This window comes from Dactylosporangium sp. NPDC006015, from assembly GCF_040614215.1.
In the GTDB taxonomy this organism is placed as follows: Bacteria; Actinomycetota; Actinomycetes; order Mycobacteriales; family Micromonosporaceae; genus Dactylosporangium; species Dactylosporangium maewongense.
In genome coordinates this window covers 19,302-43,024 of sequence record NZ_JBEXUD010000017.1, presented here as the reverse complement: position 1 = coordinate 43,024, position 23,723 = coordinate 19,302, and the positions used below count along the sequence as shown (strand labels likewise).

Here is a 23,723-nt window from a genome sequence, read left to right as displayed (position 1 = left end):
CCAGCGTGGCGGGCCTCGCACCCGCACCCACCGGGGCCAAGCCCGGCGCTCTGTCTCGTTGAGCTACACGCTGTCGTCGTGCGTCGCCGACGTGGCGGGAGTCGCACCCGCACCCACCGGGTTACGAGCCGGTGCTCTCCTGACTGAGCTACACGTCGCTGCCGACATGGCGGGAGTCGCACCCGCACCCTCCGGGTTACAAGCCCGGTGCTCTGCTGACTGAGCTTCATGTCGAGGCCGACGCGGCGGGACCTGCACCCGCGCCCTCCGGGTTGAGAGCCCGGTGCTCTGCTGCCGAGCTCCACGTCGTCGCGATCCCGACCATACAAGCCTGGTGCTCTCCGGTCGTCCCGTTTTCGTTACGGAGACGCATTCGTGAAGACATACAGCTTGAAGCCCCGCACGATCGCGGCGGCCGTGTCCGGGCTCGCGCTGGCCGCCCTGGCCACGGCGGTCGTCATCGCCAGACCGGCGCCGTGGCGGCCGGGGCGTCGACCACCTTCGGTCTGCTCGGCACCGGAGCCGCGACGACACCGACGCTGACCTGCACCAGCGCATAGCACCCTGCCCGCCCGCCGCCATGCAGCGAAGCGCGGCGGCGGGCGGCGGCAGTTGTGCGGGTGCTCGAAGCGCATCCGATGGCTGACGGATCAGACGGCGAGGCGGTAGCCGCGTTTGATCACGGTGTGGATCAGTTCGACGCCGGGGACCGACCGGCGCAGCCGCGACACCGCCATCTCGATCGCATGGTCGTCCACGTTGGTCAGGCCGGGGACCTGCTGGCGGAGGTCGGCGCTGGACAGCACGTCGCCCGGCGCCCGGGCGAGCGCCCGCAGCACGTCGACGGGTCCCTGCTGGACCGGGTACAGCCGGCCGTCGAGCAGGATCGCGTGCCCGCGCACCTCCAGGGTCAGGGCGCCGACGGTGGCGTGCACCGCCCGGTCCAGCACCGACCTGGCCAGCAGCGCGGCCGTCTCCTCGTCGAACGGCAGCGGCGGCACCGACGGTGCCACACCGTGCCGGCGCAGCACCCCGGCCGCGAGCGGGCCTCGGCTGACGGTGACGACGTGGGTGCCGAGCTGGTCGGTCAGCGCCGGCAGCCGGCCGTGGTCCGCGGCGAATCGCAGCACGTGTCCGGTCGAGAGCGGGTCCAGCCAGGCGACCGCGTCGAGCTGGCGGCGGCTGATCAGCTCGACCGCCCGGCGCAGGCCGACCACGTCGTTCGGCGGCTCGGACCGGAACGTCGGCACCTCCACCACGGCGGCGCCCCGGTGTCGCAGTGTCTCGCACGCCTCGGCCTGCACCGGCGCGTCGAGCTGGGCCACCACGTGCCGCCCGGCCGGGGCGTGGGTCAGCAGGTGGCGGAAGAGCTCGTCGGCGGACCCGGCGGTGGTCGACAGGATGTCCCGGAGTCCGAAGCCGCGCAGGGCGTCGGCGGCGCGGGCGTCGGCGGCGAGCAGGCGGGCGGTGCGCAGCACCCGCAGCAGGCGCTCCGGGTCGGGGACCGCCTGCAGCCACGCGCGTATCCCGCCGGCGGAGGCGGCGAGGACGTCGTCGACAGGCCCGGCGAGGACCTCGGTCGTGGCCCGGGTGATCGCGGCACGGTCGGGCTGCGGGACCGCACGGACACCCTGGACGGAGACGATCCGGGCGCCGTGGCCCTCGATGAGGTCGGCGAGGCGGTGCCGGCGCCGGTGGCTGATCACGGCGACGGTGAAGCCGGCCAGCAGCGACGGGTCCGCCGGGTGCTGCACCGCGACCTCCTTTCCGGGTCCGGCCGGGTCCGGATCGTATGCCGTCGGATGGTCGTAGGTCACTGTTTGGCAACATCCGGTCGGGTGTCGATCATCGGGGCGGGCCGGCGGTGCAGGTGGACGCGGTCGGGGATCGGCGGGCCCGGTCATTAGTGATCTTGTGAGGCGCTTTGCAGAAGGGTCACACGCCGCCGCGAACCCTGGTGCGCGCCGCCGCTGAGGACGAACACTCGTGGTGACACGCGGGCACGTCGACCGAGGGGGTGCGGATGGGACACAACACGCTGCTGGTCCGGGAGGCCGACCTGGGCTCCGCCGCGCGGCAGCCGGTGAACCTCTTCGCCGCCGTCCTCATCGACCACGGCGGCAGCCTCACGCTCGAGGTGTGCGGCCAGCAGATGCCGGTCCCGGGGCTGCGGCGCCACCTCGACCAGACGCATCTCCAGCACCAGTACAGCAGCCGGCGCGTGCTCGTCGAGATCCGGCCCGAGCACCTGCACGACGCGTCCGTCGGGCTACCGCCCGGAGCGGGCCGTGCCGGCCGGACGGCGTCAGTGCTGCACGGCACCGTCCGAGCCGTCCGGGTGGACGGTTCGGACCGCATCCTGGACGTCGAGGTGGCCGACGCGGCCGGCTGGCAGCCGGCACCGAGACTGGCGGCGCGCGTGGACCCGCGCAGCACCGCCGAGGCCGGCGACGCGGTCATGCTCGCCGTCGATCTCCGGCACCTGCGGGTGTTCACCGCCGACAGCGACCCGCGGTGACGAGGACGCGATGCTGAGACGGTGGCGCGGCACCGCCGCCGGGCTGTGCTGCACTCTGCTGCTCGCCGCCGGCTGCTCGGCCGGTGCGGCCGCCGCGACGGGCCGCTACACCGGGCAGTCGGTCGAGGTGGTGGGCAGCTGGACCGGCGCCGAGCAGGCGAACTTCGAACGGGTCCTGCGGGCGTTCGGCGACCAGACCGGCGCGCGGGTGCGGTACACCTCCGGCGGCAGCGACCTCAGCGTGCTGGTGTCGTCCCGGCTCGGCAGCGGCAACCCACCGGACGTCGCGATGATCCCGCAGCCGGGAGTGCTCGCCCAGTACGCCGCGAGCGGCGCGGCGAAGCCCGTCACGGGAGCGGTCGCCACCGCGGTCCGGGCGAACTTCTCACCGCAGTGGCAGCAGCTCGGCACCGTCGGCGGGCAGCTCTACGGCGTCTACTTCAAGGCCGCGAACAAGTCCGTCATCTGGTACCGCGCCGACGCGTTCGCCGCCGCGGGGGTGGGCCCACCGGCCACCCTCGACGAGCTGACCGAGGTGTCGCAGACCCTGGTCGACTCCGGCACACCGGCGATGACGGTCCCGGGCGCCGACGGCTGGCCGCTCACCGACTGGTTCGAGAACGTCTACCTGCAGCTCGCCGGCCCGCAGCGGTACGACCAACTGGCCGCGCACGAACTGCCGTGGACGGACCCGACCGTGGTCGAGGCGCTGCGCACCATGGGCCGCTACTGGGCGGCGCCGCAGTTCCTGCAGGGCGGCCCCAAGGTCGCGCTGCAGACGACGTTCACCCGTTCGGTCGCGGACGTCTTCGGCGCGAGGCCGACCTCGGCCATGCTGTACGAGGCGGACTTCGTCACCACCGAGATCGCCAAGCTCGGCGTGTACCGGGTCGGCAGCGGCGCCCGGCACTTCGCGTGGCCGTCGCTCGCCGGGACCGGCCACATGGTCGTCGCCGGCGGTGACGCCGCCGTAGCGTTCACGGACCGGCCGGTGACGATGGACCTCATGGCATACCTGGCGTCGCCGGAGGCGGCCGCGATCATGGCGGGGCGGGGCGGGTTCCTGTCGGTGAACCGGAACCTGGACACGGCCGTCTACCCCGACGCGACCACCCGGGAGCTCGCTGAGACGCTGCTGCACGCGGAGACGCTGCGCTTCGACCTGTCCGACATGACACCCCGCAGCTTCGGCGGCGGCAACGGCGCGTCCATGTGGCGGCTGCTCCAGGCGTACCTCGCCGCGCCGGCGAGCGACCCGGCGGTGGTCGCGGCCCGGCTCGAGGACGCCGCGGCGAAGGCGTACGGGGCGGCGTGATGGGGCGCACCGCCAAGTTCTCGACCGCGGCGTGGTTCCTGGCGCCCGCCGTCGTGATCGTCGCCGTGCTGCTCGTCTACCCGATCGGGCAGACACTGTGGCTGAGCTTCCACGACGCCGGCGGCCGAACCGCCGTCGGCGCCGCCAACTACGCCGACATCCTCACCACCCCGCAGATCCGCCGGGCGCTGCTCAACAACGCCATCTGGATCGTCGTGGCGCCGAACCTGGTCCTGGCCGTCGGGCTGCTGGTCGCGTTCCTCGCCCAGCGGGTCCGCGGTGCCACCGCGGTCCGGGTGGTGCTGTTCATGCCGATGGCGATCTCGCTGGTCTCCGCCGGTGTCGCGTTCCGCCTCGTGTACGACGAGAGCCCCGACCGCGGTGCGCTCAACGCCGCCGTCGTCACCGCCCACGACGCGGTGCGGCCGCCGTCGCAGTACCACGGCGCGCGCCCACGCGACGAACGGGCGCTCGTGCCGGCGGGCGGGGCGCTGCAGACCGCCGGCACGGTCACCGCCGGCGAGAACGTGCTCCTGCCGCTGGTCGGGCTGGCACCGCAGCGACTGCCGACGCAGGCCCGGCAGGCCGGCACCGGTGGGGACGGCGGCGCCGGCGTGCACGGCGTGGTGTGGTCCGACTTCACCGCAGTCGGCGGCCGGTCCGGCGCCATCGACACCGGCGAGCGGGGACTGCCGGACATGGCGGTCGAGGTGATCCGCGACGGCGCCGTCGTCGCCCGGACCCGCACCGCCGCCGACGGCACCTTCAGCGTGCCGCAGTTGCGCGGCGGCGGCTACGTCGTGCGGCTCGCCGCCGACAACTTCACCGCCCCGTTCGCGGGCCTCACCTGGCTCGGCCCGGCACTGATCACCCCGGCGCTCATCGGTGCGTACGTGTGGATCTGGGCCGGGTTCGCGATGGTCCTGATCACCGCGGGGCTCGCGGGCATCCCGAAGGAGACCCTCGAGGCTGCCCGCACCGACGGCGCGGGGGAGTGGCAGATCCTGCGCCGCGTCACCGTCCCCATGATGCGGCCCGTCGTCGTGGTCATCCTCGTCACCCTGACCGTCAACGTCCTCAAGGTGTTCGACCTCGTCCTGGTGCTCGCCCCCGAGTCCGCGCAGGGTTCGGCGTCGGTCGTCGCGCTGGAGATGTGGCGGTCGTCCTTCGACCACATCGGCCGCGGCAGCGCCCTCGGCGTGCTGCTGCTCGTCCTGGTGCTGCCCGGGGTGCTGTACAACGTGCACCGGCTGCGAAGGAGCGAACCATGAGCCTGTTCGCCGCGGTCGAGGCACCCGAGCTCGTGCCCGCCGGGACCGAACCACCCCCGCCCGCACCGAGCCGCACCGCCCGGGCCGCGCGCCGCTCCGCCGTGACGGCCGCGCAGGTCACCCTGTTCGCCGTCGGACTGTGGTGGCTCGTCCCCACCGTCGGGCTCGCGATCGTCAGCCTGCGCGGCCCCGCCGCCAACAGCGGCGCCGGCTGGTGGACTGTCCTGACCGAGCCCACCCAGCTCACCCTGCGCAACTACCGCGGTCTCGTCGCCGACGGCCGGCTGACCCACGCCTTGTGGAACACCGTGCTGATCTCGGTCCCGGCGACCGTCCTCGTCGTGGCGATCGGCGCCGTCGCCGCGTACCCGCTGGCGTGGCTGGCGTTCCGGGGCCGGCACGCCGTCATGCTGAGCCTGGCCGGGCTCGTCGCCGTCCCCGTCCAGACGGCACTGATCCCCGATGCGCGGCTGTTCGACGTGTTCGGTGTCGCCGGCACCATCCCCGCGGTCGTCGCGTTCCACGTCGCGTTCGGGCTTCCGTTCGCCGTCCTGCTCCTGCGCAACTTCTACCTGGCCATCCCGCCGGACCTCATCGAGGCCGCCCGCATCGACGGTGGCAGCGAGGCCGTGATCCTCCGCCGGATCGTGCTGCCGCTGGCCCGGCCGGCGCTGGCGTCGCTGGCGGTGTTCGAGTTCGTGTGGGTGTGGAACGACCTCATCGTCGCACTGGTCTTCGCCCGGCCCGACAACGCGCCGATCACCCTGGCGCTGCAGGAGCAGATGCGCTCCTTCCCGTCCAATGTGGACGTCATCGCACCCGGTGCGTTCGTCTCGATGGCCGTGCCGCTGCTGGTCTTCTTCCTGTTCCAACGGTTCTTCCTGCAAAGCACCGTGGCCGGCTCGCCCCGGTAACGACGCCACCTGTTCCCCGCCCGCGGCCGGTCGACGACGACCCGCCGGCCGTGCGGCGTCCCCACCCCACCCATTCGACGGGAACGACGATGCACCAGCACACCCGCACCGCCCGGCGGCTGCCGGTCCAACCCGACTGGTTCCGGCGGGCCGTGTTCTACGAGGTCCTCACCCAGGCGTGCTTCGACTCCAACGACGACGGCTGCGGTGACCTGCTCGGCCTGGTGTCCAAACTGGACTACCTGCAGTGGCTCGGCGTCGACTGCATCTGGCTGCCACCGTTCTACGACTCGCCGCGCCGCGACGGCGGGTACGACATCAGCGACTACACCGCGATCAGCCCCGAGTACGGCACCGTCGAGGACTTCGTGACCCTGCTCGACGAGGCGCACGCCCGCGGCATCCGGGTCATCACCGACCTCGTTCTCAACCACACCTCCGACGCCCACCAGTGGTTCCAGGAGTCCCGCACCGACCCGTCCGGCCCCTACGGCGACTTCTACATGTGGCGGGACGACGACACCGGCTACCCCGACGCCCGGATCATCTTCGCCGACACCGAGACGTCGAACTGGACGTTCGACCCGGTACGGCAGCAGTTCTACTTCCACCGTTTCTTCCACCACCAGCCGGACCTCAACTACGACAACCCCGTCGTCGCCGACACCATGCTCGACGTCGTGCGCTTCTGGCTCGACCTCGGCATCGACGGGTTCCGGCTCGACGCGGCGCCCTACCTGTTCGCCCGTGAGGGCACCGAGTGCGCCGGCCTGCCGGAGACGCACGAGTACCTCAGACGCATCCGGAAGATCGTCGACGACGAGTACCCGGGCACGGTCCTGCTCGCCGAGGCGAACCTGTGGCCGACGGACCTCGTGGAGTACTTCGGCGACGCCACCGTCGGCGACGAGTGCCACATGGCGTTCCACTTCCCGCTGATGCCCCGCATCTTCATGGCGGTCCGCCGCGAGTCCCGGGTGCCGATCTCGGAGATCCTCGCGCAGACCCCGGCGATCCCCGACAACTGCCAGTGGGGCACGTTCCTGCGCAACCACGACGAGCTGACCCTGGAGATGGTCACCGACGAGGAGCGCGACTATCTGTACAGCGAGTACGCCCAGGACCCCAGGATGCGGCTCAACCTCGGCATCCGGCGGCGGCTCGCGCCGATGCTCGGCAACGACCGGAACCAGATCGAGCTGTTCACGTCGCTGCTGCTGTCGTTACCGGGGTCGCCGGTCATCTACTACGGCGACGAGATCGGGATGGGCGACAACGTCTACCTCGGCGACCGCGACGGGGTGCGGACCCCGATGCAGTGGAACGTCGACCGCAACGGCGGGTTCTCCCGCAGCGACCCGAGCCGGCTGTACCTGCCGATGAACAACGGCTGGGTGTACGGCTACCAGTCGGTCAACGTCGAGCGGCAGATGGAGGAGCCGGCGTCGCTGCTGCACTGGACCCGCAAGATGCTGGCGATCCGCAAGCGGCACACGGCGTTCGCCCTCGGCGACTTCACCGAGCTGACCGGCACCAACGGCGCCGTGCTCGCGTTCCTGCGCCGGTACCGCGACGAGACCGTCACGCGGACCGCTGCCGGTAACGCTGCTGACAGCGCCGAGGAGGTGCTGTTGTGCGTGCACAACCTGTCCCGGCACCCGCAGCCGGTGCAGCTGCCGCTCGGTGACCTGTTCGCCGGTCACGTGCCGGTGGAGCTGACCGGCGACACGACGTTCCCGAGCATCGGGCGGCGGCCGTACCTGCTGACCCTGCCCGGTTACGGCTCGTACTGGTTCCGCATCGTCGCGCCGGGCCGGAACCGGGGCGGTGCCCGTGGCCGATGAGGACACCGCCGACCTGTTCGAGGCGAGCCTGCTGCTGCTGGCCGGGACCGCGCCGCTGCGCCATGCGACGGCGGCGCGGCGGCGCACCGACTGGGAGGTGGTCGCCGCCGCGTGGGACGGCGCGCCACTGCGGGTGGAGTTCGAGGCCGAGTACGCGGCGGCCAGGTTCGCCGAGGTGATACGGGCCGTGCCCGAGGTCGACTGCTGGACGGGCCGCCGGGAGGCGGGCATCCGCCGCCGCTACGAGACGTTCGTCGTGGACGTCGCGGCGGCCGAACCCGGCAGCGTCCTGGCCCGCTTGCAGGACGAGTGGACCCGGGCCGCCGACCTGCTGCTCGGCGACGGCGCCGCGGACGAGACACGGCTGCGGACCCGGGCCGTGGCGGTCTGGCGGTGCGCGCTGCTGACCGGGGCGCCGCGGCACTCCCGGACTGGGCTGCGGCTGCGGGCACCCGACGGCCGGTCGTTGCGGCTGCTGATGCGCTCCGCGCAGGTCCTCGGCGTCACCTGCGAGGCGCACACGGGCCGGGGCCGGCAGATCCTGTCCGTCGGCGGACGCGGCGCGGTGACGCTGCGCTCCACCACACGGGCCGCGTCCTGAACGGTGCCGGCCACCGACGCGATGGAGGCGGTCGACGTCTACCGGCAGCTGTCCGGTGCCGATCGCCGGTACCTGCCGCACCTGGCGGCGGCACTGCAGCACTTCGGCCTCGTCCTCGGGGTACACGGTCAGCGCGAGCGGGCGCACCGGCTCGTGGCGGAGGCGACCGAGCTGTATCGCGTCCTCGCCGGTGCGGATCCGCGGACCCATCGGCGCAACCTGGCACTGTCGCTGACGAACCTCGGCAACCAGTTGGCGGAGGACCGGACCGGGCGGTCACGTGAGGTCAGCCGTCGGCACCGCCGGCGGCGGCCTTGCGGGCCCGGTACGCGCCGACCGCCGCCTTGTTTCCACAGCTGTTGTCGCAGAAGCGTTTCGAGCGGTTCTTGGACAGGTCGACGAAGACATCGCCGCAGCCCGGGTAGGCGCACACGCGCAGCCGGCTCAGCTCGTTGCTGCGGACCACGTCGACAAAGGCCATCGCGGCCTCGACGGCCATGCGGTCGGCCAGCGGCGCGTCGGACGGCGTGGCGTGCAGGTGGTACGCATACCCGTCGTGCTTGACCAGCTGCGGCAACGCCTGCGCCGCACGGAGCAGCTGGTTGACGATGCCGACGACGCGGTCCTCCTCGGCATGCCAGAGTTCGCGCAGCCGTGGCCGCAGCGCCCTGACGTCCGCCAGTTCGGCGTCGGTGCGCTCGTGCCGGCCGGTCCAGCCCTGCTCGGCGAAGAACGCGTCGAGCGCGGCGACGTCACCCAGCAGCTCGCCGTCGCTGCCGTCGGTGTTGATCAGTGCGGCGGCAGCGACAAGCGCGATCTCGGTGTCATGAGCGAAAACCATCTTGACCCCTGTCGCCCGGGTACCTAGTGTCATGAGTGTAGCCGCTATAGCTCATGACATCTACCGAGGGGAGGCGTCATGCAGCGCCGACACACCGCCGGGCTGGGACTGGCCCTGTTGTCCGCCGTCACGTTCGCGACGTCCGGCACGTTCGCCCGGTCGCTCATCGACGCCGGCTGGTCGGCCGGGGCCGCCGTCGCCGCCCGCGTCGGGGTCGCCGCCCTCATCCTGGCCGTCCCGGCCGTGCTCGCGCTGCGCGGCCGCTGGCACGTGCTGCGCCGCAACCTCAGCACGCTCGGCCTGTTCGGCATCCTCGCCGTCGGCGCCGCCCAGGCCTGCTTCTTCAACGCCGTGCAGTACCTGCCGATCGGGGTGGCGCTGCTGCTGGAGTACCTCGGGATCATCCTCGTCGTCGGCTGGATGTGGGCCGCGCACGGGCAGCGTCCCCGCCGGCTCACCGTCGCCGGCGCCGTCACCGCCGTGCTCGGGCTCGTCTTCGTCCTCGACCTCACCGGCAACGCCGACCTCGACCCGGTCGGTGTCCTGTGGGGCCTGGGCGCCGCCGTCGGCCTCGCCGGCTACTTCGTCCTTTCCGCGCGCACCGACAACGAACTGCCCTCGGTCGCGCTCGCCAGCGGCGGCATGGCAGCCGGTGCGCTCGCACTCCTCGCGCTCGGTGCCGCCGGAGCGATGCCCCTGCACGCCACGTTCGGCCCGGTGACCTTCGCCGACCACGAGGTCAGCTGGCTGGTACCCCTCGCCGGGCTGTCGATCGTGGCGGCCGTCGTGTCCTACGTCGCCGGCATCGGCGCGGCCCGCATCCTCGGCGCCCGACTGTCCTCATTCGTCGGGCTGACCGAGGTCATGTTCGCCGTCCTCATCGCCTGGGCGGTCCTGGGCGAGTTGCCCAGCATGATCCAGCTGGTCGGTGGCCTGCTCATCATCGGCGGCGTCGTGCTGGTCCGCATCGACGAGTTCCGCACCCCCGAGCCGCGGACGCCGTCGGCAAAATCGACCGACCCGGTGCCGGTGGCCTGAGCGACGACGCCGGCATGCCGACGCGGTGCCGACCCCGATCCTGAGCCGAGCCCCACGGCCGCGTCCGTCCTGCTCCAGGTCCATCGCGCGGCTGAGCTTCTCCCATCTGGTCAGGTCGGCTCGCAGCAGCTCGTGGTGGGCGACGATGTCGCGTTCCGTAGCCGGGGCCGCATGTCGATGGCAGGTTGCGGTCAAAGCGGTTGCCGGGGATCGACCGGCGCGTCCCCGCCGGGAAGTCTGGCCTCCCGCCGGGTTGACAACCTGCGCGCCGGCGCAGAGGGTGTGTAGATATAGCGCTTGCGCGCACTATAGTTGCACAACCTCTGATCCGGGACACGGGAACGGAGTACCGCCATATGACTGACACCTACGATGTCGTGGTGCTGGGCACCGGCGCGGGCGGCCTCGCCGCCGCGGTCACGGCCGCGGCGCTGGGCGCCTCGGTCGGGATGTTCGAGAAGACCCCGACCGTGGGCGGGACCACGGCCGTGTCCGGCGGTGTCGTGTGGGTCCCCGCCCACGAGCGCCCGGACGCGCCGGTGCCGCTGCCGACCCGGGACGCGCTGGCCTACCTGGGCGCGCTGTCCAACGGCACGATCGACGAGCACCTCGCGGAGGTGTTCGTGCGCTCCGCCCCGGTCGCCGTCGAGTTCCTGGAGACGCACACGCCACTGCGGCTGTCGGTCACCGCCGGGTTCCCCGACTACAAACCCGAGCTGCCCGGCGGCAAACCCGAAGGCGGCCGGTCGCTGAGCCCCGCGCCGTTCGACGCCGCCCGCCTCGGCGAGTGGGTCGACCGGGTGACCGCGTTCCCCGACGACTACAGCAACGTCGGCTTCGACGCCGAGACGCGGGCACGGATCTGGGGCGACCGCGCCACCGCGAGTGACGGCGTCGCCGGTGACGTCCGTGTCGCCGGCGCCGCGCTGGTCGCCGCGCTGCTGCGCGGGCTGCTGGACCTCGGCGTCGAGCCGCAGACCTCCACCCGCGCGGTCGACCTCGTCGTGCAGGGCAACACCGTGACCGGCGTCGTCGTCGAAGGGCCGCACGGGCGCCGGGTCGTGCACGCCCGGCGGGGCGTCGTCATCGCCACCGGCGGGTTCGAGTGGGACCGTGCCCTCGTCAAGGCGTTCCTGCGGGGGCCGATGAACGGCCCGACCTCCCCGCCGAACAACGTGGGCGACGGCCTGCGGATGGCGATGCGGGCCGGGGCCGCCCTCGGGAACATGGCCGAGGCCTGGTGGGTGCCGATCGTGCGGATCCCGGGCGACACGTTCGGCGGCGAGCAGCGGCACCGCAGCGTCAGGCTGGAGCGCACCCGCCCGCGCACCATCATGGTCAACCGGCACGGGCGGCGCTTCGCCAACGAGGCCGGCGACTACCACAGCCTCGGCGGCGCGTTCCACCAGTTCGACCCCGCGCGGTTCGAGTACCCGAACCTGCCGGCCTGGATCGTGTTCGACCACGAGCATCTCGTGCGCTACGGGTTCCTCGGCGTCACCGCCGACGACCCGGTGCCGGCCTGGTTCCACCGGTCCGCGAGCATCGCCGAGCTCGCCGGCGCCGCCGGCATCGACGGCCCGGCACTGCGGGCGACCGTCGAGTCGTGGAACGGGCACGTCCAGCAGTTGCGTGACCCGGACTTCGGGCGCGGGCAGAGCGCCTACGACGGGCACTGGGGCGACACCACCGCCCCGACCACCGCGGCGCGGACCCTCGGTCCGATCGACTCGGCACCGTTCTACGCCGTGCGGGTCGACATCGGCTGCATGGGCACCAAGGGCGGCCCGCGCACCGACGACAACGCGCAGGTCCTCAACCTCGACGGGCAGCCGATCGGCAACCTGTACGCGGCCGGCAACGCCATGGCCGGGACCACCGGCATGGCGTACGGCGGCGCCGGCGGCACCATCGGACCGGCCCTCACCTGGGGGCACCGCGCCGCGCACCACGCCGTCACCGGTTCGAAAGCGCCGATGGCATGACGTGGCGGCCGGCGGTCCACCGCCGAACGATCGTCGTGGACGGCCTCACGACCGGGTTCCTGGAGGCGGGCGAGGGCGAGCCCGTGGTGCTCCTGCACGGCGGGGAGTTCGGCGCCGACGCCGAGGTCGGGTGGGAGCGCACCATCGCGGCGCTGGCGGACCGGCACCGCGTGGTCGCCCCGGACCAGCTCGGCTACGGCCGGACCGCCAAGGTGATCGACTTCGTCGACGGCAGGCGGATGCGGATCCGGCACGTCGCCCGCCTCTGCGAGGCGCTGGGCATCGAGTCCGCGACGTTCGTCGGCAACTCCATGGGCGCGGTGAACCTGCTCGCCGACGCCACCTCCGACGCCCCGATGCTGCCCGCCCGGGGCATCGTCGCCATCTGCGGTGGGGGAGAGATCCTGAGCAACGAGCACGTCGACGCGCTCTACGACTACGACGCCACCCTGCCGGCCATGCGCCGCCTGGTCGCGGCGCTGTTCCACGACCCCGCCTACCCCGCCGACGACGACTACGTGCGGCGGCGGTTCGAGTCCAGCACGGCGCCCGGAGCCTGGGAGGCCATCGCCGCCGCCCGCTTCCGCCGGCCGGGCGCCGCCGCCCCCGCCGCCGCCCCTGCGCGCGGAGCGCCGGACTACGGCCGGATCACCGTCCCGGCCCTGTTCGTCGAGGGTGGCGCCGACAAGCTCAAGCCGGCCGGCTGGGCCGGGCAGCTGGCCGGTCAGGTCCGCGCCGGCCGCAGCGTCGTCGTCGAGGATGCCGGTCACTGCCCGCAGATCGAGCGGCCGGCCGTGGTCAACCGGCTGCTGCTCGACTTCCTGGCCGGCCCGGGCGGCGGCGCGGTCACGGGTGGTCCAGGATGAGCGGGCCGCCGCAGACCGGCGACTACACGGACCTCATCCGGCTCGACGGCCGGGTCCACGTGGTCGTCGGCGTCGGGCCGGGCATCGGCCGGGAGTCCGCCCGGGCGCTCGCGGCCGCCGGCGCCGTCGTCGTGTGCGTCGACGTGGACGAGGACCAGGCCGCCGCGGTCGCCGCGGAGGTCGGTGGCGCCGCCGCGGTCTGCGACATCACCGCCCCGGATGAGTTCGCCGGCGTGCTGGCCGACGCCGAGCGCAGGTTCGGCCGTGTTGACGGGGTCACCGACGTCGTGGGCCTCGTGCGGTGGAAGCCGCTGCCCGACGCCGGTGACGACGACTGGCGATGGCAGAGCGACGTGGTCGCTGCGCAGGCCGTGCGAGTCCTGCGGACCTCGGTGCCGTATCTGCGGCGGGCCGGCGGAGGATCGCTGACCTACATCGCGTCCGTGTCCGCGTTCACCAGCGCCCCGGGCCACGGCCTGTACGGGATGGCGAAGGCCGCGCTGCTCTCGATGGTCCGCACGGCCGCGGTCGAGCTCGGACCGCACGGGATCCGGGTGAACGCGGTGTCGCCAGGCGCCACGCTCACTCCACGGATGGTGGCCGACCCCCGGTACGTCAGCGCGAACCGCGCGAACGCCGAGCGCACGCCGCTGCGCAAACTCGCGCAGCCGGGCGACATCGCCGCCGCCGTGCTGTTCCTGTCCTCCCGGCTGGCCGGCCACGTGACGGGCCACGACCTCGTCGTCGACGGCGGTCTCACGAACACCTGGCCGCTGGCGCTGCCGGCGGCTTCGTGACGGCCGTGTGGTCCGGCCGCGGGTCGCGCTGATCGCGCCCGGCGGGCCCGCGGCGACCCGCGGTGGACCGGGTCTCAGCCCGGCAGCGCCTCGCCGACCTGGCGGGCCGCCGCGAGGATGGACGCCTCGGCGGCCTTGGCCTGGTCCTCGCGGTAGGTGATGAGATTGAGGCAGGCGCGCGGGCTGCAGTTCGGGATTGGCGCCGCGACGCCGTAGCAGCCGATCTCGATCTCGCCGACGCTGGTGGCGTAGCCGCGCTCGCGGGCCAGCGCCACCTCGGCCGGCTCGCCGGCCACCTGCGGCCCGGCGGCCAGCAGCGCGTAGCCGGCCGCGCCGCGGTTGATGGGGGTGCGCATCCCGGCCTTGAAGGCGATGTGGTGCGACGTGGTCGTCGGCTCGACCAGCTCGATCGACACCGCTTCCGCGCCGTTGGCGACGAAGAGGGACACGGTGCAGCCGAGCTCGTCGGCCACCTCCCGCATGACCGGGATCGCGAGCTCCCGCAGGGTGGGCAGGTACGCGTCGGCGAGGGTGGCGAGGCGGGGACCGGCCCGGTAGAAGCTGTCGGCGCTCTGGCTGACGAAGCCGAAGTCGGCGAGGGTCTGCAGGAGCCGGTAGGCGATCGAGCGGTGGACGCCCAGCTCCGTGGCGAGCTGCTGGATGGTCACGCCGTTGGGCGACTCGACCACCGAGAGCAACGCACGCAGCCCGCGGGCGAGGGTCTGGCTGCCCACCTGGGTGCGCCCCGTCGACTGTTCCGTCATGCCACATCCCCTTGATCGAGCCGGTCCGCCGGACGCTGGCGGGCGGACCCACAGCTTCCCACGGGAGGTGTCTGCCGTTGACCGGCTCTACCGGCCGTGCGTAACCTTCGTACAAATAACGAGCAGGCTGATGTAAATAACGATACACCCCGACCCATCTCGGGTCGAGAGGGGACCCGACATGCCACTCGCGCTGTGTACGACATCCCACTCGCCGCTGATCGGCCTCCACGACCCGGATCCGCAGGTGCGGGCCGAGGTCGACGGAGTGCTCGCCGAGGCCCGCGCGTTCGTCACCGGCTTCGCCCCGGACCTGGTGGTCGTCTTCGCCCCCGACCACTACAACGGCTTCCTCTACGACATGATGCCGTCGTTCTGCGTCGGGGCGGCGGCGAGTTCGGTGGGTGACTACGGGCTGCCGTCGGGCCCGCTCGACGTCGACCGCGACGCCGCTTACGCCATCGCCACCGCCGTGCTCGACGCCGGCGTCGACGTCGCCGTCTCCGAGGACATGCAGGTCGACCACGGGCTCGTGCAGCCGCTGACCTTCCTCTTCGCGTCCCTGACCGCGGTCCCGGTGGTCCCGGTCTTCATCAACTGCGTCGCGGAGCCGCTCGGGCCCGCCGTGCGGGCCCGGCTGCTGGGCGCCGCGGTGGGGGAGGCGGTGCGGGAGCTCGGCCGCCGCGTCCTCGTCGTCGGCTCGGGCGGGCTGTCGCACGACCCGCCGGTGCCCCGGCTGGCGGAGGCGCCGCCCGAGGTGGTCGAGCGGTTGAAGCACGGTCGCAACCCGACCCGGGAGCAGCGGGCGCAGCGTGAGGCCCGGACCATCGCGGCGGCCCGCGACTTCGCGGCGGGCCGTGGCCCGTTCCGCCCGCTCAATCCGGCGTGGGACGCGCTCGTCCTGGACTCCCTCGCCGCGGGCGACTTCGCCGCCCTGGACGGTCGCGGCAACGACTGGTTCGTCGAGGAGGGCGGCCATTCGGCGCACGAGGTCCGAACCTGGATCGCCGCGTACGCCGCCCTGGCCGCGCAGGGCCCCTACGAGGTCCGCTCCCGCTACTACCGCGCGATCCCCGAGTGGTTCGCCGGCTTCGCCACCACAACGGCACTGCCCCGCTGACCGGGGGCTGACGGAGAAGCCGCCTCACGGCCCGGCCGTGGGGCGGCGCCTCACGCTGCCCGTGCACCCTGCGTGACCTGCGGAGAACGGCTCGAAATGATCCCTTGACGGCTCGGGATGTCGCTCGTTAACGTTCGACTATCGCAACAACATGTGCGATAGATACACGAGGTGAAGATGCGCGACGTTGAGTTCCCCGCCGTGACGCACGAGCCCGCAGATGTCCCGCAGCTGGACACCGCCGGTGGCCGCGTCGACGTCGTCGTGGTCGGCGCCGGCCCCGTCGGGCTGACCCTGGCGAACATCCTCGGCGCGAGAGGCATCCAGGTGCTCGTCGTCGACGAGCGGGCCGCCCTGATCGACTACCCCCGCGGGGTCGGGATCGACGACGAGTCCCTGCGCACGTTCCAGTCGATCGGGCTCGCCACGCAGGTCCAGCGGCACACCATCCCCAACCAGATTCTCCGCTTCGTCAACGGCAAAGGCCTGCTGCTCGCCGAGATCGCACCCAGCGGCCAGGACTTCGGCTGGCCCAAGCGCAGCGGCTTCGTCCAGCCGCTCGTGGACGCGGAGCTGCTCGCCGGTCTGGTGCGGCACGCGTCGGTCGAGGTCGCCTGGCAGCTGCGGATGGAGTCGTACGAGGCCGGCGGCGACGCGGTGACCGTGCGGCTGCAGGGGACCGGCGGCGAGGCCCGGGAGGTGCGGGCGCGGTACCTCGTCGGCTGCGACGGCGGCCGCAGCAGCACCAGGCAGCTGCTCGGCACGACCTTCGAGGGCACGACCTCCTCGACCCGCTGGGTCGTCGTCGACATCGAGAACGACCCGCTGGGCTCGCCGAACAGCTACGTGGGCGCCGATCCGGCCCGGCCGTTCGCGTCCATCTCGATCGCGCACGGCATCCGCCGCTTCGAGTTCATGGTGATGGCCGAGGAGACCGACGAGCAGGTCGAGCGCCCCGAGTTCCTGCACCGGCTCCTCGCACCGTTCGTGCCCCGGCCGGCGGAGGTCCACATCATCCGGCACCGCGTCTACACGCACCACTCGCGCATCGCCGGCACCTTCCGCAAGGGCCGCGTCCTGATCGCCGGCGACGCCGCGCACCTCATGCCGGTCTGGCAGGGGCAGGGGTACAACAGCGGCATCCGCGACGCGATGAACCTCGGCTGGAAGCTGGCCGCGGTCGTGGCCGGGCACTGCGGCGAGGACCTGCTCGGCACGTATGACGCGGAGCGCCGGGGACACGCCAAGGCGATGATCGACCTGTCGACCACGGTCGGCCGCATCATCTCGATCCGCAGCCGCCCCCTGGCATGGCTGCGCGACCGGGTGGCCGGCGCCGCGTCGCTGCTGCCGTCGCTCAAGCGCTACATCGTCGAGATGCGCTTCAAACCCATGCCACGGTACGAGAGCGGCGCGATCGTGCCGGCGGCGAGCCCGCAGTCTCCGGTCGGCCGGCTCTTCATCCAGCCGCAGGTGGAGACCCTCGAGGGCACGGTGTTGCTCGACGACGCCCTCGGCGCCTGGTTCGCCGTGCTGTGCTGGAACAACGACCCGACGGCGATCCTCGACGACGAGGCGCTGCACATGTGGCGCGGGCTCGGCGCCCGGCTGGTCGCGATCGTGCCGAAGGAGCAGCTCGGCCGCACCGCCTTCCCGCCGGAGGTCCTCGTCGTCGGTGATCTCGGCCGCCTGAAGACGTGGTTCGACACGCACACCGAGTCGGTGGTGTTCCTGCGCCCCGACCGCTGCGTGGCCGCCGCGTCGATCGCGCAGGAGGCGTCGGAGGTGTCGCGCAAGCTCGCGAACGCGCTGGTCCTCAGCGGGCCGCGCCGGGCCACGGTGGAGGTGACCGATCATGGCTGATCGCAACGGGTACGACCACACGGTCGACGTCCTGGTCGTCGGCTCGGGTGCCGGCGGGCTGACCGCGGCGCTCACCGCCGACGCACGTGGACTGTCGACGCTGGTGGTCGAGAAGGCCGACCGGTTCGGCGGCTCCAGCGCACTGTCCGGCGGCGGGCTGTGGGTGCCGGGCGCGCCGGCGCAGACCCGGGCCGGCGTCCACCTGGACCGCGACGACGCGCTCACCTACCTGCGGCACATCACCGAGGGCACGGTGAGCGAGGCCCGGCTCCAGGCCTACCTGGAGCACGCCGCCGCCATGCTCACCTTCCTGGAGGGCACCAGCGAACACCTCCAGTTCGTGTGGAAGCCCGGCTACCCCGACTACTACCCCGAGGCGCCCGGCGGCTCCACCGAGGGCAGCGTGATCAACATCCCGCCGATCGACCTGCGTCGGCTCGGCGCGGACGCCGCGCTCCTGCTGCCCCCGCACGCCGTCGCGCCGAGCGGCTTCTGGATCGGGCCCAACGAGCTCGTCGACTTCTACCGGCTGCGGCAGAGCTGGAAGGGCAAGCGGGTCTTCCTCCGCCTGCTCTGGCGGATGGTGCGCGCGCGGCTGTCCGGCGAGCGGGTCGTGACCATGGGCCAGGCCCTGATGGCCCGGCTGATGCTCGCGTTCCGCGAGAAGCGGCTCGACCTGTGGCTGGAAGCACCGATGACGTCGCTGATCACCGACGGGACCGGCCGGGTCGTCGGCGCCGAGGTCAGCCACCGCGGGACGGTGCGGCGGGTCCGCGCCCGGGGCGGCGTCATCCTGGCATCCGGCGGGTTCGACCACGACCCGGCGCTGCGCCGAACGCACCAGCCATTCGCCGACCCCACCCTGAGCCTCGGTGCCACCGCCAACACCGGCGACGGCATCGTCGCCGCCCAGGCTGCCGGCGCGGACACCGCGCTCATGGACAACGCCTGGTGGTACCCGGCGGTGGCCTGGGGCGGCGGGCGGGTGCAGTTCAGCCTCAACGAGCGGATGATGCCGGCCCAGTTCATCGTCAACGGCGCGGGCGACCGGTACATCAACGAGGCCGCGCCCTACGAGGACTTCGGCCACGCGATGATCGCCGGCGAGGCGGCCGGCGTCCGGCACATCCCGTCCTGGCTCATCACCGACGACTGGTGCTGGCGGCGCTACGTCGTCTTCGGGCACCTGCCGCTGCCCAGAATCCCCTTCGCGCCGGTCCCGACCGGACGGAAGCTGCCCCGCTCCTGGCTCGCGTCGGGCTCGGTGGTGACCGGCCGGAGCATCGACGAGCTCGCCGAGCGGATGGGGGTGCCGGCCGACCGGCTCCGCCGCACCACCGAGCGCTACAACACGCTCGCCGAGGCCGGCCGCGACGACGACTTCCACCGAGGGGAAAGCGTGTACGACCGCTACTACAGCGACATCACCTTGCCCGTGCCCAACCTCAGACCCCTCGGCGCCGGCCCCTACTACGCCTTCGCCCTGATCCTGTCCGACCTGGGCACCAACGGCGGCGTGCTGACCGACGAGCGGGCCCGCGCACTGGACACCGGCGGTGCGGCCATCCCCGGCCTGTACGCGACCGGCAACGTCGCCGCGACGATCATGGGCCGCAGCTATGCGGGAGCGGGTGCCACCCTCGGCCCGGCGATGACGTTCGCGTACGTCGCGGCCAACGACATCGCGGTGCACGGGGTGACCGGATGAGCCGGGGATACGCCGGACGGAGTGTCGTGGTCACCGGCTGCGCGTCGGGCATCGGCGAGCGCCTCGTCCACCTGCTGCACCGGCGCGGCGCCCGGGTGACCGGCCTGGACCGGACCCCGACGACAGCGCCGGTCGCCCGGTTCGTCCGCGTCGACCTCGCCGACTCCGCCTCCATCGGCGCGGCGGTCGAGGCGGTCGGCGGCCCCGTCGACGCGCTGTTCAACGTCGCCGGCCTGTCCGGCGCCGCCGACCCGGCAACGATCGTCGGGGTCAACTTCGTCGGCACGAGGGAGCTGACCGAGGCGCTGCTGGAGCGGATGGAGCCCGGCGCCGCGGTGGTGAGCACCGCGTCGATCGCCGCCTCGCACTACCTGGAGCGGCGCGAGCTGGTCGCGGGGCTGCTCGCCACGCGGGACCGGGCCGAGGCCACCCGCTGGTGCCGGGACCACGCGGCCGACATCGGCACCGGCTACGCCGTCTCGAAGGACGCGATCGTCTGGTACACGATGACCCGCGCCGTCGCGCTCGCCGCCGGTGGCATCCGGATCAACTGCGTCGCGCCGGGGCTGACCGCGACCCCGATCCTCGACGCCTCCCGGGCGGCCCGCGGCGACGCCTTCCTCGAGGCCATCCCGAAGCCGCTGGGCCGGGTCGCCGAGCCCGAGGAGCAGGCGAGCGTCCTGGCGTTCCTCAACAGCGACGACGCCAGCTACGTCAGCGGGCAGGTGATCTGGGCCGACGGCGGATACCTGGCCGGCGTCGCCACCGGGCAACTGCCGCACCGCACAGGAAGCGTCGGCACCGCCGCACCGTCAGGAGACCGACCTTGACCGAGATCATCGCTGGACTGACCACGGGCGCGATCTACGCGATGGTCGCCCTCGGCTACAACGTGACCTTCCTGGCCTCCGGCGTGCTCAACTTCGCGCACGCCAACCTCATGGTCCTCGGGATGTTCGTGGCGTACTGGGCGCACAGCATCGGCGGCCTGCCGACGGTGCTGGTGTTCCTGATCGCCTTCCTCATCGCCGGAGCCGTCGGGCTGATCGAGGAACGGTTCGCCATCCGGCCGCTGCGCAACACGTCCGGCAGTGCCGAACTGGTCACCATGATCGGCGTCGCCACCGTCATCACCGGGGTCATCGCCGTCGCCTTCGGCACCGACGCGCTGCGCGTGCCGTTCTTCGGACCGGAACAGACCGTCGTCCTGCTCGGCGGCCGGGCACAGCCGCTCGACCTGATCATCGTCGCGGCCGCCATCGTCCTCGCGGCCGGGCTGCACCTGATCACCCACCGCACCAGGGTCGGCCTTGCGGCACTGGCCCAGACCGACGACCGCGAAGCGGCGCAGCTGCGCGGCATCAACGTCGGCGGACTGTCGATGTGGGGCTTCGCGGTGGCGTCGGCCGCCGGCGGCCTGCTCGGACCGTTGCTGGTCTCCAAGACCTTCGCCGCGACCTCGCTGGCGCTGGTGCTGGCCGTCAAGGGCTTCGTCGTGCTGGTGCTCGGCGGGGTCGGCAGCCACCGCGGGGTGCTGATCGCCGCCTTCGGCATCGGCCTCATCGAAGCGTTCGGCGCCCGCTACATCGGGCCGCTCTACCGCGACGTCGTCGTCTTCGGTGTGTTCGCGGTCGTGCTGCTGGCGTTCCCGCAAGGACTCTTCGGCGATCGGAAGGTGAGAGCGGTATGACCCAGGGCACTGCGGTACGCCCCCTGGCCGGTGCGTGGGCCGTCGCGGTCGGGCTGATCATCGCCCTGCCCTGGCTCGGCGCGAGCGGCGCGACACTGCGGCTCGTCACCCTCGTGGCGATCCTCGCCCTGGTCGTCAGCGGGCTCAACCTCACGCTGGGGTACGCCGGCGAACTGGCACTGGCGCAGGTCCCGATCTACGCGGCCGGCGCCTACGCGACCGGCTACCTGGCGACGGCGGTGATCAACGACCTGCTCGTCGCGATGGCGGCCTCCGTCCTCGTCGCCGTGCTCGTGGGCGTGGTCACCGGGCTGCCCGGGCTGCGCCTCGGCGGCTGGACCCTCGCGATCACGTCCTTCTTCGTGGTCCTGCTCATCCCGTCGATCGTCAACGCGTTCGGCGACCGACTCGGCGGCTACGAGGGGATGATCGGCATCCCGGCACCGGCGGTCTTCGGCATCGACCTCGACGGCCCGGCGTTCTACGTCGTCGTCATCGCCGTCACCGCGCTGTGGTTCGTCATCTTCCGCAACATCGCGGTGTCCCGGCACGGCGCGTCGCTGCTCGTGCTCAAGCAGAGCCCGATCCTCGCCGCCGCCGTCGGCACCTCGCCGCACGGCACCAAGATCGTCGCGTATGCGATCGGCGCGGTCCCCGCCGGGATCGCCGGTTGCTTCGCCGCCTACGTCGACGCCTACCTGTCGCCGCTGACCTTCGGGCTCGAACTGTCGATCATCATCCTGGCCGCCGGCATCCTCGGCGGGCCGACGAGCGTGTACGGGGCGATCATCGGCGCGGCGATCATGCAGATCGGGCCGCTGCGGGTGACCGTCTTCGACAAGTACGCCCTCGTCGCGTACGGCGTCTTCCTCATCATCGGCGGGCTGCTGCTGCGCAACGGGCTCGCCGGCGTCACCACCAGGCTCGTCGGCCGGCTCAAGGTGCGCCGGCGCCGCGAAACGGCGACCGCCGACCCGCACGCGGCCGACGGCACGGCGGTGGACCTGCCCGCCGTCGACGGTCAGCCGCTGGCGGTGCGGGGCGTCACCAAACGGTTCGGCGGCAACCTCGCCGTCGACGGGGTGTCGTTCGAGGCCCTCCCCGGCCAGATCACGGCACTCGTCGGGCCCAACGGATCCGGCAAGACCACGATCATGAACCTGATCTCCGGGTACTACAGCGCCGACGCGGGCACGGTCACGCTCGGGGACCGGGTCGTCTCCGGCCTCCCCGCACACCGGGTGGCCCGGCGCGGCGTCGGCCGGACGTTCCAGACCCCGCTGATCCCGCAGGGCCTGACCGTCGCCGACACCATCATCACCGGCCGGCTCGGCAGCCACCCGGTGTCCCTGCTCGCCACCGCGCTGCGGCTGCCCCGGCACTGGAAGGCGCTCGCCGAGGAGCGCCGCGGCAGCCGCGAGATCATGCGGGCGCTCGGGCTGGACCGGTACGCCGACCTGCCGGCCGCGGAGCTCGCGCTCGGCACCCGCCGGCTGCTGGAGCTCGGCCGGGCGATCGCCGGCGGCAGCGCGCTCGTGCTGCTGGACGAGGTCGCGTCCGGGCTCGACGAGGAGGACATCCAGGGCCTGGTGCGGGTCCTGACGAAGATGCGGGCCGCCGGCGTCACGGTGGTCCTCGTCGAACACAACTTCTCACTCGTCAAAGCGGTCGCGGACAGCATCGTGGTGCTGGCCGAGGGGCAGGTCATCGCGACCGGCACACCGGCGCAGATCGCCGCCGACCCCACGGTCGTGCGGACCTACCTGGGTGCGGGCGGCGAGATCACCGGCACGCGGGTGACGGCCGAACGCACCGCCGGCGAGAAGGCGGGCCAGGCATGAGCACGTTGGAAGTGCAGGCCATCGCCTGCGGCTACGGCGACCTGCGCGTCGTCACCGACGCCACCCTCAGCGTCGACGCCGGCAGTGTCACCGCGCTGCTGGGCCGTAACGGCGCCGGCAAGACCACGACCCTGCGGGCCATCGCCGGGCTGAACAGGATCACGTCGGGCCGCGCCACGCTCGACGGCGCCGACCTCGCCACCATGCCGGCCTACCGCCGGGCCCGGGCCGGCATCGCCTACGTCCAGGAGGGCAAGCGCATCTTCCGGTCCCGCACGGTCGAGGAGAACCTGCTCCTGGGCACGTACGCGGCCAGCAGCACCACGCGCGGCCGCGAGCTCATGGGGGAGATGTACGAGCGGTTCCCGCTGCTCGCCGAGCGGCGCAAGCTCCGGGCCGCGCAGCTCAGCGGCGGCCAGCAGCAGATGCTGGCCATCGCACAGGCCCTGATCGCCGACCCCCGGGTCCTGCTGCTCGACGAACCGTCCGCGGGCCTCGCACCCGCGATCGTCGGGCAGGTCCTCGACGTCATCCGCGACCTGCGTACGCGCGGGCTCGCCGTCCTGCTGGTCGAGCAGGCGGTGGAGTTCGCGCTCGCCGCGGCCGACCGGGTCGTGGTCCTCAACCTCGGCCGCACCGTCCATTCCGGTCACGCCACCGATACGGGCCTTCGCGAGGCGATCCAGCGCGCCTACATGGCCGAGGACGTCTTGTGACGGGCCACACCCCCGCCCCCATTCCCCCCGA

Annotated in this window: 20 protein-coding genes and 4 tRNA genes; 17 read left to right on the top strand and 7 right to left on the bottom strand. The window is 72.8% G+C overall.

Going from position 1 to position 23,723, the window contains the following annotated elements; translation table 11 throughout:
- The 5 genes from ABZ321_RS28475 to ABZ321_RS28455 all read right to left on the bottom strand — a co-directional run bounded on the left by ABZ321_RS28475 (position 1) and on the right by ABZ321_RS28455 (position 1,754).
- Positions 1 to 73: transfer RNA gene (locus tag ABZ321_RS28475), tRNA-OTHER, on the bottom strand.
- A 13-nt stretch (positions 74 to 86) separates the two neighbouring features.
- Positions 87 to 158: transfer RNA gene (locus ABZ321_RS28470), tRNA-Thr, on the bottom strand.
- A gap of 3 nt (positions 159 to 161) precedes the next feature.
- Positions 162 to 234 (bottom strand) — tRNA-Thr (locus ABZ321_RS28465).
- A gap of 3 nt (positions 235 to 237) precedes the next feature.
- Positions 238 to 309 (bottom strand) — tRNA-Glu (locus tag ABZ321_RS28460).
- 341 nt (positions 310 to 650) lie between these two features.
- Positions 651 to 1,754, bottom strand: a complete 1,104-nt coding sequence (locus ABZ321_RS28455) for a uroporphyrinogen-III synthase (RefSeq protein ID WP_354896703.1) — start codon at positions 1,752 to 1,754, stop codon at positions 651 to 653.
- A gap of 269 nt (positions 1,755 to 2,023) precedes the next feature.
- On the opposite strand from ABZ321_RS28455, the gene ABZ321_RS28450 reads away from it, so the two are divergent.
- From ABZ321_RS28450 to ABZ321_RS28425, 6 genes are all read left to right on the top strand, one after another.
- Positions 2,024 to 2,518 (top strand): TOBE domain-containing protein, encoded by a 495-nt coding sequence (locus tag ABZ321_RS28450; RefSeq protein WP_354896700.1) that lies wholly within the window; start codon positions 2,024 to 2,026, stop codon positions 2,516 to 2,518.
- Positions 2,519 to 2,528: 10 nt separating this feature from the next.
- On the top strand, positions 2,529 to 3,833 hold the full coding sequence (locus tag ABZ321_RS28445; protein ID WP_354896697.1) for an ABC transporter substrate-binding protein: 1,305 nt from the start codon (positions 2,529 to 2,531) through the stop codon (positions 3,831 to 3,833).
- Positions 3,833 to 5,104 carry an ABC transporter permease subunit gene (locus ABZ321_RS28440; RefSeq protein ID WP_344511693.1) on the top strand — a complete coding sequence of 424 codons (1,272 nt, stop codon included), beginning with the start codon at positions 3,833 to 3,835 and terminating at the stop codon, positions 5,102 to 5,104. Before ABZ321_RS28445 ends, ABZ321_RS28440 begins: the two co-directional genes overlap by 1 nt.
- Positions 5,101 to 6,018 carry a carbohydrate ABC transporter permease gene (locus tag ABZ321_RS28435; protein WP_354896694.1) on the top strand — a complete coding sequence of 306 codons (918 nt, stop codon included), beginning with the start codon at positions 5,101 to 5,103 and terminating at the stop codon, positions 6,016 to 6,018. The genes ABZ321_RS28440 and ABZ321_RS28435 overlap by 4 nt, the downstream gene beginning before the upstream one ends.
- An 89-nt stretch (positions 6,019 to 6,107) precedes the next feature.
- Positions 6,108 to 7,862: a maltose alpha-D-glucosyltransferase gene (gene treS, locus ABZ321_RS28430; RefSeq protein WP_354896691.1), complete on the top strand. Its 1,755-nt coding sequence runs from the start codon at positions 6,108 to 6,110 to the stop codon at positions 7,860 to 7,862.
- A complete protein-coding gene (locus tag ABZ321_RS28425; protein ID WP_354896688.1) occupies positions 7,852 to 8,463 on the top strand; it encodes a hypothetical protein in 612 nt (203 codons plus the stop codon). Before treS ends, ABZ321_RS28425 begins: the two co-directional genes overlap by 11 nt.
- Before the next feature lie 286 nt (positions 8,464 to 8,749).
- Here ABZ321_RS28425 and ABZ321_RS28420 read toward each other — a convergent pair whose 3' ends face one another.
- Complete coding sequence (locus ABZ321_RS28420; protein WP_354896685.1) at positions 8,750 to 9,304, bottom strand: CGNR zinc finger domain-containing protein; 555 nt, start codon at positions 9,302 to 9,304, stop codon at positions 8,750 to 8,752.
- Positions 9,305 to 9,382: 78 nt separating this feature from the next.
- On the opposite strand from ABZ321_RS28420, the gene ABZ321_RS28415 reads away from it, so the two are divergent.
- The 4 genes from ABZ321_RS28415 to ABZ321_RS28400 all read left to right on the top strand — a co-directional run bounded on the left by ABZ321_RS28415 (position 9,383) and on the right by ABZ321_RS28400 (position 13,990).
- The gene (locus ABZ321_RS28415) at positions 9,383 to 10,342 is read left to right on the top strand and encodes a DMT family transporter (protein WP_354896683.1); all 960 of its coding nucleotides are present in this window, start codon (positions 9,383 to 9,385) and stop codon (positions 10,340 to 10,342) included.
- Positions 10,343 to 10,698: 356 nt separating this feature from the next.
- Positions 10,699 to 12,327 (top strand): FAD-dependent oxidoreductase, encoded by a 1,629-nt coding sequence (locus ABZ321_RS28410; RefSeq protein WP_354896680.1) that lies wholly within the window; start codon positions 10,699 to 10,701, stop codon positions 12,325 to 12,327.
- On the top strand, positions 12,324 to 13,193 hold the full coding sequence (locus tag ABZ321_RS28405; protein ID WP_354896677.1) for an alpha/beta fold hydrolase: 870 nt from the start codon (positions 12,324 to 12,326) through the stop codon (positions 13,191 to 13,193). Before ABZ321_RS28410 ends, ABZ321_RS28405 begins: the two co-directional genes overlap by 4 nt.
- A complete protein-coding gene (locus tag ABZ321_RS28400) occupies positions 13,190 to 13,990 on the top strand; it encodes an SDR family oxidoreductase (RefSeq protein WP_354896674.1) in 801 nt (266 codons plus the stop codon). Before ABZ321_RS28405 ends, ABZ321_RS28400 begins: the two co-directional genes overlap by 4 nt.
- 74 nt (positions 13,991 to 14,064) lie before the next feature.
- On the opposite strand, the gene ABZ321_RS28395 is transcribed toward ABZ321_RS28400, so the two are convergent.
- Positions 14,065 to 14,754, bottom strand: coding sequence for a helix-turn-helix domain-containing protein (locus ABZ321_RS28395; protein WP_344511710.1), 690 nt, complete (start codon positions 14,752 to 14,754; stop codon positions 14,065 to 14,067).
- A gap of 181 nt (positions 14,755 to 14,935) precedes the next feature.
- Here ABZ321_RS28395 and ABZ321_RS28390 point away from each other — a divergent pair, with 181 nt between their 5' ends.
- From ABZ321_RS28390 to ABZ321_RS28360, 7 genes are all read left to right on the top strand, one after another.
- A complete protein-coding gene (locus ABZ321_RS28390) occupies positions 14,936 to 15,874 on the top strand; it encodes a 3-carboxyethylcatechol 2,3-dioxygenase (protein WP_354896671.1) in 939 nt (312 codons plus the stop codon).
- A gap of 177 nt (positions 15,875 to 16,051) precedes the next feature.
- Positions 16,052 to 17,737, top strand: coding sequence for a bifunctional 3-(3-hydroxy-phenyl)propionate/3-hydroxycinnamic acid hydroxylase (locus ABZ321_RS28385; protein WP_354896668.1), 1,686 nt, complete (start codon positions 16,052 to 16,054; stop codon positions 17,735 to 17,737).
- Positions 17,730 to 19,445 carry an FAD-binding protein gene (locus ABZ321_RS28380; RefSeq protein ID WP_354896665.1) on the top strand — a complete coding sequence of 572 codons (1,716 nt, stop codon included), beginning with the start codon at positions 17,730 to 17,732 and terminating at the stop codon, positions 19,443 to 19,445. The genes ABZ321_RS28385 and ABZ321_RS28380 overlap by 8 nt, the downstream gene beginning before the upstream one ends.
- On the top strand, positions 19,442 to 20,275 hold the full coding sequence (locus tag ABZ321_RS28375; RefSeq protein ID WP_344511718.1) for a coniferyl-alcohol dehydrogenase: 834 nt from the start codon (positions 19,442 to 19,444) through the stop codon (positions 20,273 to 20,275). The genes ABZ321_RS28380 and ABZ321_RS28375 overlap by 4 nt, the downstream gene beginning before the upstream one ends.
- Positions 20,272 to 21,135 carry a branched-chain amino acid ABC transporter permease gene (locus tag ABZ321_RS28370; protein ID WP_354896662.1) on the top strand — a complete coding sequence of 288 codons (864 nt, stop codon included), beginning with the start codon at positions 20,272 to 20,274 and terminating at the stop codon, positions 21,133 to 21,135. Before ABZ321_RS28375 ends, ABZ321_RS28370 begins: the two co-directional genes overlap by 4 nt.
- Positions 21,132 to 22,976, top strand: coding sequence for a branched-chain amino acid ABC transporter ATP-binding protein/permease (locus ABZ321_RS28365; RefSeq protein WP_354896659.1), 1,845 nt, complete (start codon positions 21,132 to 21,134; stop codon positions 22,974 to 22,976). Before ABZ321_RS28370 ends, ABZ321_RS28365 begins: the two co-directional genes overlap by 4 nt.
- Positions 22,973 to 23,692 (top strand): ABC transporter ATP-binding protein, encoded by a 720-nt coding sequence (locus ABZ321_RS28360; protein ID WP_344511724.1) that lies wholly within the window; start codon positions 22,973 to 22,975, stop codon positions 23,690 to 23,692. The genes ABZ321_RS28365 and ABZ321_RS28360 overlap by 4 nt, the downstream gene beginning before the upstream one ends.
- Positions 23,693 to 23,723: the final 31 nt, after the last annotated feature.